Origin of the sequence: Streptomyces sp. NPDC021093, assembly GCF_044333135.1 — a bacterium.
Taxonomy (GTDB): domain Bacteria; phylum Actinomycetota; class Actinomycetes; order Streptomycetales; family Streptomycetaceae; genus Streptomyces.
Genome location: NZ_JBIRQJ010000010.1, coordinates 335,653 through 348,525, shown reverse-complemented (window position 1 = coordinate 348,525; position 12,873 = coordinate 335,653). Strand labels below are relative to the sequence as shown.

Below are 12,873 nucleotides of genomic sequence, written 5' to 3'. Positions count from 1 at the left end.
GTCGCGGCCCCTTCCCGTGTGCGTCCCCCCGTGCGTCCCGTGTGCATACGGCACGCAACAGGCCCGAATCGTACCGTGAGGCTCAGGCCAACACCTGAGTTCCCACCGGCCGATCCGGGCCCGTGCAACCGCTCACGATCGCCGGAGCGTCAGCCCTTCGCGAGGAACGCGAGAAGGTCCTGCCTGCTCACCACACCCGTCGGCTTGCCCTCGACCAGCACGATCGCCGCATCGGCGCCGCCCTTGCCGCCGAGCACGCCCATCAGGTCCTCGACCGGCTCACCGGAGCCGACCTGCGGCAGCGGGGCCGACATGTGCTTCTCCAGCGGGTCGCCGAGCGAGGCCCGCTGCGCGAACAGGGCCTCCAGCAGCTCCCGTTCGACGACCGAGCCGATGACCTCGGCGGCCATCACGTCCGGGTGGCCCGCGCCCGGCTTCACGATCGGCATCTGCGAGACGCCGTACTCGCGGAGCACCTCGATCGCCTGGCCGACGGTCTCCTCCGGGTGCATGTGCACCAGGTGCGGCATGGCCCCGCCCTCCTTGTGCTGGAGGACGTCACCGACCCGCGCCGAGGGACCGGAGTCCTCCAGGAAGCCGTAGTCGGCCATCCACTCGTCGCTGAAGATCTTGCTCATGTAGCCGCGGCCGCTGTCCGGCAGCAGCACGACCACCACGTCGTCGGGGCCGAGCCGCTCCGCCACCCGCAGCGCGCCCACGACCGCCATGCCGCAGGAGCCGCCGACCAGCAGGCCCTCCTCCTTGGCGAGCCGGCGGGTCATCTGGAAGGAGTCCTTGTCGGACACCGCGACGATCTCGTCCGTGACGCTCTTGTCGTACGCCGTCGGCCAGAAGTCCTCACCGACGCCCTCGACGAGGTACGGACGCCCCGAACCGCCGGAGTAGACGGAACCCTCCGGGTCGGCGCCGACGACGGTGACCTTCCCGCCGCTGATCTCCTTGAGGTACCGGCCGGTGCCGGAGATCGTGCCGCCGGTGCCGACGCCCGCGACGAAGTGGGTGATCTTCCCGTCCGTCTGCTCCCAGAGCTCGGGACCGGTCGTCTCGTAGTGCGAGCGCGGGTTGTTGGGGTTGCTGTACTGGTCCGGCTTCCAGGCGCCGGGGGTCTCCCGGACGAGGCGGTCCGAGACGTTGTAGTACGAGTCGGGGTGCTCGGGGTCGACGGCCGTGGGGCAGACCACGACCTCCGCGCCGTACGCCCGAAGCACATTGATCTTGTCCAGGGACACCTTGTCCGGGCAGACGAAGATGCACTTGTAGCCCTTCTGCTGGGCCACGATCGCCAGGCCGACTCCGGTGTTGCCGGAGGTCGGCTCGACGATGGTGCCGCCGGGCTGCAGCGCACCGCTCTCCTCGGCGGCCTCGATCATGCGGACGGCGATCCGGTCCTTCACCGAGCCGCCCGGGTTGAAGTATTCGACCTTCGCCAGAACTGTCGCCTGAATGCCTGCGGTCACTCGGTTCAGCTTCACCAGCGGGGTGTTGCCTACGAGGCTGATCATCGAGTCGTGAAATCGCACGTCTTCTCCGGGGTCTCCGTGATGGTGCGGCCCAGACTAGACCGATGCTCCACCTCCCGTATTCACCATTGGCGGAGATTGAGCAGCACCTGTTACCGGGCAGTTAGCAGGTGTACGGACCGACGGACGCACGGATGTTCGTGCGGACGGCTCTTCGAGGAGGTGGCTGCGACTGTGTCGAGGGCGAGGGTGGCACGGCGAATCGCCGCGGGCGCGGCGTACGGCGGCGGCGGCATCGGGCTGATCGGAGCCGCGACGGTGGGACTGGTGCTCGCGGAGGTGCAGTTGGCGAAACGGGCGGTGGGCGGCGGGGTCGCGCCGATCGCCCCACCGGCGGACGGCCTGTACGGCACGGCCTTCGCCGCCCGGTGCGACCTGCCGCCGCTGCGGCTCGGGGTGCTCGGCGACTCCACGGCGGCCGGCCAGGGCGTACGGCGGGCCGGGCACACCCCGGGCGCACTCCTGGCCTCGGGCCTCGCGGCGGTCGCGGAGCGCCCGGTGGAACTGCGCAACGTGGCGCTCCCCGGCGCGATGTCGGACGATCTGGAACGCCAGGTCTCGCTTCTCGTACGGGATCCGGTCCATCCCCCGGACGTCTGCGTGATCATGATCGGCGCGAACGACGTGACGCACCGGATGCCCCCCACCCAGTCGGTACGGCACCTGGCTTCGGCGGTACGGAGGCTGCGCACGGCCGGCGCGGAGGTCGTCGTCGGCACCTGCCCCGACCTGGGCACGATCGAGCCGGTCTACCAGCCGCTGCGGTGGCTGGCCCGCAGGGTCTCGCGGCAGCTGGCGGCGGCGCAGACGATCGGCGTCGTCGAACAGGGCGGGCGCACGGTGTCGCTCGGCGACCTGCTCGGGCCGGAATTCGCCGCGAACCCGCGCGAGCTCTTCGGCCCCGACAACTACCACCCATCTGCGGAGGGGTACTCCACCGCCGCCATGGCGGTCCTCCCCACCCTGTGCGCGGCACTCGGCCTTTGGCCGGAAACCGACCGTCTGGACGGCTCCCGCGACGAGGGCATGCTGCCGGTCGCCCGAGCGGCGACGAAGGCGGCGGCGGAGGCGGGCACGGAGGTCACCGGGGCCCGAGCCCCCTGGGCCCTCCTCAAACACCGCCGCCGCCGCAGGATCCCCACGGCCCCGGACCCGACATCGACGTCAACGTCCCCGAGCGGGGCGCGGGGGTAGGGCCGGGGCGGGTAGTCGTCATGGTGCGGGTGCATCGTGGCTGGCCGCGCAGTTCCCCGCGCCCCTAAAAGCCTGGCCCCGTGGGCGGCTTACGCCGCCGACCCCTAGCCCTCTTGGGCAGCGGGGCCGCCCCCCGGGGGCGGGACGGGTGGGCAAGGGGGCGGCCCCTCGCGCGGACCTCGCCCCTCCACGACCGCCCACCCCCGCGACCGCCCCCTGAGCAACCGCTTAGAAGTGCGGCCCGTGTCACACCACCCACCCGGTGACCATCCCCGGTACGTGCCGGTAACTTCGAAGAAGGACCGCCCACTTCACCCGCGCCCGCGCCCGCACCCCCAGGAGCCCCGATGCCCGAAGCCGTGATCGTCTCCACCGCCCGCTCCCCCATCGGCCGCGCCTTCAAGGGCTCCCTCAAGGACGTCCGCGCCGACGACCTCACCGCGACCATCATTCAGACGGCTCTCGCCAAGGTCCCCGAGCTCGACCCGCGCGACATCGACGACCTGATGCTCGGCTGCGGCCTCCCCGGCGGCGAGCAGGGTTACAACCTCGGCCGCATCGTCGCCGTGCAGATGGGGATGGACCACCTCCCCGGCTGTACGGTCACCCGCTACTGCTCCTCCTCCCTCCAGACCTCCCGCATGGCCCTGCACGCCATCAAGGCCGGCGAGGGCGACGTCTTCATCTCGGCGGGCGTCGAGATGGTGTCGCGCTTCGTCAAGGGCAACTCCGACACCCTCCCGGACACGCACAACCCGCTGTTCGCCGACGCCGAGGCCCGTACCGCCGCCCGCGCCGAGCAGTCGGGCGCCGACTGGCACGACCCCCGCGAGGACGGCCTCGTACCGGACGCGTACATCTCGATGGGGCAGACCGCCGAGAACCTGGCCCGTCTCAAGGGCGTGACCCGCGCCGACATGGACGCCTTCGGCGTCCGCTCGCAGAACCTCGCCGAGCAGGCCATCAAGAACGGCTTCTGGGAGCGGGAGATCACCCCGGTCACCACCCCCGACGGCACCGTCGTCAGCCAGGACGACGGCCCGCGCGCGGGCGTCACCCTCGAAGGCGTCTCGGGCCTCAAGCCCGTCTTCCGCCCCGACGGCCTCGTCACCGCGGGCAACTGCTGCCCGCTCAACGACGGCGCCGCCGCCCTCGTGATCATGTCCGACACGAAGGCGCGGGAGCTGGGCCTGACCCCGCTCGCCCGCATCGTCTCCACCGGCGTCTCCGGCCTCTCGCCCGAGATCATGGGCTACGGACCGGTCGAGGCCAGCAACCAGGCGCTCCGGCGGGCAGGCCTGACCGTCGGCGACATCGACCTCGCCGAGATCAACGAGGCCTTCGCCGCCCAGGTGATCCCCTCGTACCAGGACCTCGGTCTGGACCTCGACAAGGTCAACGTCAACGGCGGCGCCATCGCCGTCGGCCACCCCTTCGGCATGACCGGCGCCCGTATCACCGGCACGCTCATCAACAGCCTCCAGTTCCACGACAAGCAGTTCGGCCTGGAGACGATGTGCGTCGGCGGCGGCCAGGGCATGGCCATGGTCATCGAACGCCTCAGCTGACAACGCCCGCCACCGACAACACCCGAGGCCGGCGACGGCCTCGACCGACGACGACCGGTGCGCCTTCGGCCCGCTCACGGCCCGAGGCGCACCGCTCTGTGTGGACGCCCTTTGTGGGACAGCTCACGAATCACCGAGATCACCGAGCGCGCGGCCGGATCCAAGCGCACAATCATCTGAGCGCAGCCGGTGCGCGCTCCCCCGCGCGCCCCGTCAATCGCCTCGCGTCCCAGTCGTGACCCAATCTCCCCCAGGATGTGACCTACCTCCGGAGGGAACGGGATTCCCGCAGGTCACGACTGTTTACGGACGAAGGGCCAGGCCCAAAGACCTGTCCATTTCGTGACGTAATGCACTGACAGCGAGCAAGCGCACACGGGAAGCTGATGTAGGAAGTTCGGGGGATCGGTCGGGGGACCGATACCGGCCGGGTTCGTCTCGGAGTCGGCCGGGTTCGTCCATGGGGATCGCAATGAATTCAGGAGTACGTCAGTGAGCGCCATGTCTCTTGCCCTGCTGCTCGCCACCGCTGCCACGGCGGCCGTGGGCGGTGCTGCCCTGCACACCGTCCGCGGACTCCGCGAGGAGGTCGCCGCGTTGCGCGCCGACCGCGCGGCCGACCGTGCCGAGGCGGCGCGGCGGCAGGCCGAGGAGGCGCTCACCGCGCTCCCCCAGCAGACCCGCGGCAGCGCCGCCGCGGTCACTCCGGCCGCCGAAATACGGGCCGCTGTGACCGAGGCCCTGGCCGAGGAGCGGGAGCGGGAGCTGGCCGAGGCGCGCGCGTTCTGGGCGGCGCAGGAGGCCAGGGACGCGGCCGACGCCCCGTCGCTGCTCGGCGGTTTCACCGCGGCCGAGCAGGAGTCCCTCTCGTACTACATGCCGAAGCCGGCCGAGTTCACCGGCCTGCAGGAGGGCGAGCTGGAGGCCCTCCTGGAAGCGACCCGTGCCTACGGCGCCGAGGAGTCCGAGTTCTACCTCTCCATCGAGGAGGAGGAAGCCGCCGAGGCCGAGTACGCGGCCCAGGCCCTGAAGGACGCGCAGAACGCCCGGGCCGCCCGGAACGGCGACGGCAAGGACACCACCGCCGAGGCCGTCGCCGCCGATGACGACGACGATGCGGAGGACGACCTGCCGGGTGACGCCGCCGAACTGGCCGCCGCCCGCCGCCGGCACCCCTCGCACCCCGACTTCGTGCCCTTCGTGCCGCACCCGGCGCCCGCACCGGCCGCCGACCGGGGCGACCACGACGCGACGATGGCCCGCCTCGAAGGCCTCGCGGTCACCCGCGCCCCGCTCTCGGACATCCGGCCCGGCCCGCTCGGCACCCTCGACGTGTACGTCTTCGTGGACGGTACGACGCTGTGCATGACCCCCGGCCACCGCGAGACGGCGGAGCTGCTCGCGCAGTCGCTGCGCGACGGGAAGCCCCCGGTGCTGCTCGGCGGCTCCGGCATCTCCGGTGCGTACGCGCTGACGTTCTCGTGCGGCGAGGAGAACGTCTACATCCTCGCGGACCGCGTCATCGCCTCGTACCCCGCCTGAGAACCCCGCCTAGAACCCCTGCAGCCGCTTCTCGGCGGCCTCCACCAGCGCCACGGCCCCGTCCAGTTCACCGGACGGGGCCGTTCCCACGACCAGTGCCAAATCCCGTCCGGCGACGGCAAGTTGATCGGCGACGGCGAAGATGCCCGCGTCCGGCATCGGCAGCGGCTCGCGGTCGGGGAACTCCAGGCGCTGCGCCCGCAGCGCGAATTCCCTGGCCAGCGCCAGTCCAACGGCCGCCGCACCACGGCGCAGCCTGCTCTCGGGGGTGGCGCGCAGCCGGTCGGCGAGCCGCTCCACGGCGGTCAACAAGGGTGTCGTATCCAGCACATCGCGACCCTACGCGCCTCTCCGGGACTGTTGCCAACAGGCCAACACTCAGGCACGGTGACGTGAAGGACCAGCACCGCGCAAAGCCTTCCGGAGGCGCCGATGTCCCAAGTCTTCTCCGAAGAGACCCATCGCAACCTGCTCTCCCGAATCCCCCACTGCACCGGTCGTGAAGTGTCCGACTGGTTGCGCACCGTCGACGACGGGCCCTCCCTCTTCCGCTTCGAGGAAAAGGTGAGCTGGCTCCGCAGCGAGCACAACCTGGCCCACGGTCACGCCAAGGCGATCATCCACGAGTACGACCTGAGGCGCGCCGCCAGAAAGTTCCTCTGACCCCTACCCCCCTCCAGTACGCGGAAGGGCCCGCAGACCGTACCTACGGTCTGCGGGCCCTTCGCTGCGAGTTCGACGAACTCCGCGAACCGGCTCTGCTAGTCGTCGCCGCTCAGGATCGAGACGAGACGCAGCATCTCCAGGTAGATCCACACCAGGGTCATGGTGAGGCCGAAGGCCGCCATCCACGACTCCTCGCGCGGGGCGCCGTACGCGATGCCGTCCTCGACCTGCTTGAAGTCCATGGCGAGGAAGAACGCGCCGAGCAGCACGCCCACGACGCCGAAGACGATGCCCAGGCCACCGCTGCGGAAGCCGAGGCCGTCACCGCCGCCGAACACCATGAACAGCAGGTTCACGGCGGTGAGCACCATGAAGCTGATCGCGGCGATCATCACGAAGCGCGTGAAGCGGGCCGTGACCCGGACGATCCGGGTCTTGTACAGCACGAGCATGGTGACGAAGACCGCCATCGTGCCCAGTACCGCCTGCATCGCGGCGCCCTGTGCGACCCACGTGTTGACGTAGTTGCTGATCGCGCCGAGGAAGAGGCCCTCGAAGGCCGCGTACGCCAGGATCAGCGCCGGGACGGGCTTCTGCTTGAACGACTGGATCAGGCCGAGCACCATCGCGACGACGGCCGCGCCGATGGCCAGACCGAGGCTCATCTGCGTGACCCACGCGACGGTCGCGCCCGCGACCACGAGGCCGAGCGTGATGGCCGTGCGCGTGACGACGTCGTCCATCGTCATGACGCTGCCGCGCGGCGGTGCCACCGGGGCGCCGTACTGGTCCTGCTGGGCGTACGGGTTGGTCGCGTACGGGTTCGTCGCGTCCTGGGCGTACGGATTGCCCTGGGCGTAGGGGTTGCCCTGGGTACCCACGGCGGGGCCCCCGGCCTGCGGCTGCTGCGCGTTGAAGCCCGCGTAGCCGTTGTCGCGGCTGAACCCCCGTCGCGAGAAGACCGGGTTGCTGCTCCTCATCTCACTCCTCCATGGCCACCGTGTGCGACCTTGCTGTCAAGGGTAATGGGGGCGCAAAGAAACCACCCCTGTACCAGAGGAGGATCTTTCCCCGATCCTGACAGCCGAGGTGCCGGCCGAGGTATTCCCCGGAAGGCTCCGGCAGGCGAAATGTGCCCGGAACCGGACTCGAACCGGTACGCCCCCGAGGGGCAGCGAGGTTTAAGCTCGCCGTGTCTGCATTCCACCATCCGGGCAGGGCGCGAGGCCGCGACAATGGCTCAGAGCCTATCCGCAGAGATCCCCCGAACAGCCGTACATCGGCCCAACGCTGTCTTATTTTATGGGCGCTTGATGGAGTGTCAGTGGAGCCGGAAGGCGGTCGTCAGGCTGGCCGGGGCAGGCCGGGGCCGGTTGCGCCCCGTGTCTGACCGTGCACGGGATTGACGGAAACTCGACCTCTTGTGCCCGGGTCGGGACCCATGACTGCCGTTCCGCAGGACCGGTCGGGGGCCCGTTCCCGGCGTAGTCCCGGTCTCGGGGTCGCCGTCATACTCAAGGAGGACGGGGCCCCGGGTGGGTCAGACCGGAGGCTGTCACGGGAACCGCCATGCGGAGGGACTCGCGGACGTAAAAGCGACGTGAGGATAAGAAGCGTCCCCCCAAGCGTCCCGACAGGAGCTCCACCGTGACCACGTACCCCCAGCAGTCCATGCACCGCGCCACCGCGGTGGCCGCCCGCGCCACCGAGCTGTCCAAGGTCTACGGGCACGGCGAGACCCAGGTCGTCGCGCTGGACCGGGTGACGGTCGACTTCCGGCAGGGCGAATTCACCGCGATCATGGGCCCGTCCGGCTCCGGCAAGTCGACGCTGATGCACTGCGTGGCCGGTCTGGACAGCTTCAGCTCCGGTTCGGTGCGGATCGGTGAGACCGAGCTCGGGACGCTGAAGGACAAGCAGCTCACTCAGCTGCGCCGGGACAAGATCGGCTTCATCTTCCAGGCGTTCAACCTGCTTCCGACGCTGAACGCGCTGGAGAACATCACGCTGCCGATGGACATCGCAGGCCGCAAGCCCGACAAGGCATGGCTGGACAAGGTCATCGAGATGGTCGGGCTCTCCGCGCGGCTGAAGCACCGTCCGTCCGAGCTGTCCGGCGGCCAGCAGCAGCGCGTGGCCGTGGCCCGTGCCCTGGCCAGCCGCCCGGAGATCATGTTCGGCGACGAGCCGACCGGAAACCTGGACTCCAGGTCCGGTGCGGAGGTGCTGGGCTTCCTGCGCAACTCGGTACGGGAGCTGGGACAGACCGTCGTCATGGTGACGCACGACCCGGTGGCCGCCTCGTACGCGGACCGCGTGATCTTCCTGGCCGACGGCCGGATCGTCGACGAGATGCTGCACCCCACCGCGGACGGCGTCCTCGACCGGATGAAGGACTTCGACACCAAGGGCCGTACGAGCTGACCCCGCGCTCCGCCCCTTCCCCGGGGCGTCGAGCCGAACGCGCTCCGTCCCGTACCCGCAAACCTCACCCCACCAGGACGTAACCCCCATGTTCCGCACCGCCCTGCGCAATGTGCTCGCGCACAAGGCCAGGCTGCTGATGACCGTGCTCGCCGTCATGCTCGGCGTCGCCTTCGTCTCCGGCACCCTGATCTTCAGCGACACCCTCCACAACGCCTACCGCCAGCAGTTGAGCAAGGGGCTCGACAACGTGGCCGTCGGCATCACCGACTACGGCACCCGCCCCGACGCCGCCGAGCAGCGGCCCGGTGTCAGCCAGGCCCAGCTCGCCAAGGTCGCCGCCGCGCCCGGCGCGGCCGAGGCCACCGGTGTGGTCGGCGGCTTCGCGGGCGCAGCCGACCGCGGCGGCAAGCTCATCGCCCAGGGCTGGTCCAACAACGGCGGCAACTTCTTCCCCGGCAAAGACGGCCAGGACTGGCGCTACCGCTTCGCCGGCGGCCACGGCCCGGCGAACTCCGGGGAGATAGCCCTCGACAAGCAGACCGCCGAGAAGGGCGGGTACAAGGTCGGCGACAAGGTCCGCATCGCCACCAACCGTCCGGTGAAGGAGTACACCCTCAGCGGTGTCTTCACCTCCGACCAGGGCTCCGTCAACTCCGGTGGCAGCCTGGTGCTGTTCGACAACAGGACCGCGCAGGAGCTCTTCCTCAAGCCCGGCTACTACTCCTCGGCCGTCGTGACCGGCAAGCCCGGCACCGACCAGAGCGCGCTGCGGGACGCGATCGTGCCGCTGGTGTCCAAGGACGCCACCGTGCAGACGGGCCGGCAGCTCGCCGCCGAAGAGGAGCAGATGGTCTCGGAGTCGACGAAGACCCTCACCCAGGTGCTGCTGGGCTTCGCCGGGATCGCGCTGTTCGTCGGGGTCTTCCTGATCTCCAACACCTTCACCATGCTGGTCGCCCAGCGCACCAAGGAACTCGCCCTGATGCGCGCGGTGGGTGCCTCGCGCAAGCAGATCACCCGCTCGATCCTGGCCGAGGCAGGGCTCGTCGGTCTGATCGCCTCGGTGATCGGTTTCGCCCTCGGCGCGGGCATGGCCTCGGGTCTGAGCCCGGTGATGGACTCCATGGGCGCCCAGCTGCCGTCCGGCCCGCTGGTCGTCGGCGTGACCCCGGTGGTCGCCTCGCTGGCCGTCGGCGTACTGATCACGATGTTCGCCGCCTGGCTGCCCGCCCGCCGGGCCGCGAAGATCCCGCCGGTCGCCGCGATGAGCAGCGTGCACGCCACGCCGACCATGAAGTCCCTGGTCGTACGGAACGTCCTCGGCGCCATCGTCACCGGCATCGGTGCGGCCACCGTCGTCGGCGGCGCGGCCATGGGCAAGGAGACGGGCCGGATCCTCATCGGGGGCGGCGCGTTCCTGGCCCTGATCGGCATCATCATCCTGATCCCGCTGCTGTCGCGGCCGGTGATCGCCCTGGTGCGCCCGCTGCTGCACCGCGTGTTCAAGGTCTCCGGCAAGCTGGCCGGGCTGAACTCGGTCCGCAATCCGCGCCGCACCGGCGCCACCGCCTCCGCGCTGGCCATCGGCCTCACCCTGGTCACCGGTCTGACCGTGCTCGGCGTGACCATGGGGCAGGCCATCGACCGCCAGACCACGGAAGTGGTCAAGGCCGACTACATGGTCTCCATGGCCAACAAGTCCTCCATGGACAAGTCCGTCATCGAGACGATCGCCGGGGCGAAGGGCGTCGCCGCCTCGTCGCCGCAGCAGTTCGGCTCCCTCAAGGGACCGGGCGACAACTTCCAGAACGCGGTCGGCGTCACCCCCGGCGATGTCGAGAAGGTGCTGAACCTCTCCGTCGTGAAGGGCTCGCTGGACGGCCTGGCCCGCGGTGGGATCGCGGTCGACGAGAAGACCGCCGAGAGCGAGGGCTACCGGGTCGGCCAGACCCTGGACATGGCCTTCGAGGACGGCAAGAAGACCAAGCTCACCGTCGGCGGCATCTACGCCCGCAACGAGTTCATCAGCGGCATCATGATCGACTCCAAGACCCTGGCGAAGCACACCCAGGAGCCGATCATCTACTCGGCGTACGTCGCCATGGACGGCGGTCCGAGCGCGGCCAACGAGCAGTCCCTGATCGACTCGCTCGGCAAGAACCCGGCGATCGTCATCCTGGACAGCGACGACATCCGCAACGAGTACGGCGGCGTCGTCAACCAGATGCTCAACATCATGTACGGCCTGCTCGCCATGGCCCTGGTCATCGCCGTGCTCGGTGTCGTCAACACCCTCGCGATGTCCGTCTTCGAGCGTCAGCAGGAGATCGGCATGCTGCGGGCGATCGGCCTGGCGCGCACCAAGGTCAAGACCATGATCCGCCTGGAGGCCGTGGTGATCTCGGTGTTCGGCGCGGTGGTCGGTGTGGTCCTCGGCACCTTCCTGGCCTGGGCCATCGGCCAGACCGTCAAGGACCAGGTCACCGGCTACTCGCTGGTCATTCCGTGGGACCGCATCGGCATCTTCCTGGTGCTGGCCGGCGTCGTCGGCGTACTGGCCGCCATGTGGCCGGCCCGCAGCGCGGCGAAGCTGAACATGCTCTCCGCCATCAAGGCCGAGTAGCCCGGGCCCCAAGGGACGGGGCGGCCCCCACGACGTGCGTACGTCGTGGGGGCCGCCCCTTTTCCGTCCCGCGGTCACGAGCCCTTGCAGTAGCTCATGATCTTCGCGTGGTTCTCCTTGAACTGGTCGTAGAGCGCCGCGTTGTCGATCTTCAGCAGCGTCTCGTCGTTGGCGCGCAGCGCCGCGTAGCTGTAGTTGTGGCTGCCGGTGAAGACCAGCTTGCGGCCCGCCTTGCCCTCGTAGGTGCCGTTCACCAGAACGTACTTGGAGTGCAGCCCGACCGGGTTCTTGCCCTCGCGCTTCTCCGCGCACTCGACGCGGTCGGCGATCTTCCCGGCGAGGATCTTGCGGACGTCGTCGCTCATCGAGGCACCGCCGTCGTTGGCGAGGCGCACCTTGCAGCCGGCCCCCTCCATCGACACCAGCTTCGTCGCGACCTCACGGCGCGAGAAGAGGTTGGCGGCCACCCGCACCTCGGTGCCGGCCTTGCAGTCGACGTTGCCGAGGATGAGCGAGACGGTGTCGGTGGACGCGTCGCTGTTCCACTTCTTGCCGTCCGCTTCCTTGCGCGGGAAGAAGTACGTCTTGTAGGCGCCCGCGGACGGGGTCTTGTAGTAGTCGTTGTTCACCTTCCGCTGGGCGAGGTCGGCGAAGTAGCCCTGGTAGACGCCGTAGAGGCCGGCGTCGACGATGGTGACCGCGTTGTTGAACAGGTCGGTGCGCTGCAGGCTCGTCATGTTCGCCGAGGCCTGCACGACGACGTTCTTGGTGCCACCGGTCTCGGAGAACAGCCAGAACTTGTTGTGGTTGATCGAGCCGTCCTCGGAGCCGTCCACCAGCTCGCGCGAGCCGATGCAGCCGCGGTTGACGCCGCAGTTGGTCACGAAGGAGCCCTTGGACTGGTCCGTGCCCAGCGCCGCCTTCAGGGCGTCGTACTGGCCGTCCTTGCCGGTCGACGCGTTGTCGATGACGATCTTGACGTTGACGCCCCGCTTCTTGGCGTCCGCGAGCGCGCCCGAGACCTGGGTGTCGGTGAAGGAGTAGAGGCCGGCGGTGATGGTGCTGCCCTCCTTCGCCCCCTCGATCAGACCCTTCACGTGGTCGCGGATCCGGCTCTGGGCCGCGGTGTCGCCCGCCGGGTCGTTGAACGTCGCGGTCGTCGTCACGGCCGCCGCTGCCTCGGGCGCGGCGCCTGCGAAGGCCACGGCCGGGACCGCGAGGGCGGCGACCGCCGCTCCCGTCCCCCACAGCCACATCCGCTTGGTACGCGTGCTCTTGCGGTGCTGCACGTCTTTCCCCTCATTCCTTGACG

At 69.8% G+C, this 12,873-nt stretch carries 10 protein-coding genes and 1 tRNA gene; 6 read left to right on the top strand and 5 right to left on the bottom strand.

The annotated features are described in order from the left end of the window. Positions 1 to 149 precede the first annotated feature (149 nt). The gene (locus tag ACH4SP_RS30955) at positions 150 to 1,541 is read right to left on the bottom strand and encodes a cystathionine beta-synthase (RefSeq protein ID WP_398419652.1); all 1,392 of its coding nucleotides are present in this window, start codon (positions 1,539 to 1,541) and stop codon (positions 150 to 152) included. Between the two features lie 189 nt (positions 1,542 to 1,730). Here ACH4SP_RS30955 and ACH4SP_RS30950 point away from each other — a divergent pair, with 189 nt between their 5' ends. The 3 genes from ACH4SP_RS30950 to ACH4SP_RS30940 all read left to right on the top strand — a co-directional run bounded on the left by ACH4SP_RS30950 (position 1,731) and on the right by ACH4SP_RS30940 (position 5,845). Further along, entirely contained in the window at positions 1,731 to 2,735 is a 1,005-nt protein-coding gene (locus tag ACH4SP_RS30950; protein WP_398419651.1) for an SGNH/GDSL hydrolase family protein, read from the top strand. Between the two features lie 347 nt (positions 2,736 to 3,082). Beyond that, the gene (locus tag ACH4SP_RS30945) at positions 3,083 to 4,303 is read left to right on the top strand and encodes an acetyl-CoA C-acetyltransferase (RefSeq protein ID WP_398419649.1); all 1,221 of its coding nucleotides are present in this window, start codon (positions 3,083 to 3,085) and stop codon (positions 4,301 to 4,303) included. Between the two features lie 501 nt (positions 4,304 to 4,804). Beyond that, on the top strand, positions 4,805 to 5,845 hold the full coding sequence (locus ACH4SP_RS30940) for a hypothetical protein (RefSeq protein ID WP_398419785.1): 1,041 nt from the start codon (positions 4,805 to 4,807) through the stop codon (positions 5,843 to 5,845). Between the two features lie 9 nt (positions 5,846 to 5,854). On the opposite strand, the gene ACH4SP_RS30935 is transcribed toward ACH4SP_RS30940, so the two are convergent. Further along, the gene (locus ACH4SP_RS30935) at positions 5,855 to 6,175 is read right to left on the bottom strand and encodes a hypothetical protein (RefSeq protein WP_398419647.1); all 321 of its coding nucleotides are present in this window, start codon (positions 6,173 to 6,175) and stop codon (positions 5,855 to 5,857) included. Positions 6,176 to 6,277: 102 nt separating this feature from the next. On the opposite strand from ACH4SP_RS30935, the gene ACH4SP_RS30930 reads away from it, so the two are divergent. Further along, positions 6,278 to 6,508, top strand: coding sequence for a DUF4287 domain-containing protein (locus ACH4SP_RS30930; RefSeq protein ID WP_398419646.1), 231 nt, complete (start codon positions 6,278 to 6,280; stop codon positions 6,506 to 6,508). 98 nt (positions 6,509 to 6,606) lie between these two features. Here the strand turns inward: ACH4SP_RS30930 and ACH4SP_RS30925 are convergent, their stop codons facing one another. Together ACH4SP_RS30925 and ACH4SP_RS30920 are read right to left on the bottom strand one after the other, a co-directional pair. After that, positions 6,607 to 7,491 (bottom strand): Bax inhibitor-1/YccA family protein, encoded by an 885-nt coding sequence (locus ACH4SP_RS30925; protein ID WP_398419644.1) that lies wholly within the window; start codon positions 7,489 to 7,491, stop codon positions 6,607 to 6,609. Between the two features lie 153 nt (positions 7,492 to 7,644). Further along, positions 7,645 to 7,727, bottom strand: a tRNA-Leu gene (locus ACH4SP_RS30920). 455 nt (positions 7,728 to 8,182) lie between these two features. On the opposite strand from ACH4SP_RS30920, the gene ACH4SP_RS30915 reads away from it, so the two are divergent. Together ACH4SP_RS30915 and ACH4SP_RS30910 are read left to right on the top strand one after the other, a co-directional pair. Then, positions 8,183 to 8,935, top strand: a complete 753-nt coding sequence (locus tag ACH4SP_RS30915) for an ABC transporter ATP-binding protein (RefSeq protein ID WP_398419783.1) — start codon at positions 8,183 to 8,185, stop codon at positions 8,933 to 8,935. Between the two features lie 88 nt (positions 8,936 to 9,023). Continuing rightward, complete coding sequence (locus ACH4SP_RS30910) at positions 9,024 to 11,561, top strand: ABC transporter permease (protein ID WP_398419642.1); 2,538 nt, start codon at positions 9,024 to 9,026, stop codon at positions 11,559 to 11,561. A 74-nt stretch (positions 11,562 to 11,635) separates the two neighbouring features. On the opposite strand, the gene ACH4SP_RS30905 is transcribed toward ACH4SP_RS30910, so the two are convergent. Further along, on the bottom strand, positions 11,636 to 12,850 hold the full coding sequence (locus tag ACH4SP_RS30905) for a phospholipase D-like domain-containing protein (protein WP_398419640.1): 1,215 nt from the start codon (positions 12,848 to 12,850) through the stop codon (positions 11,636 to 11,638). Positions 12,851 to 12,873 lie beyond the last annotated feature (23 nt).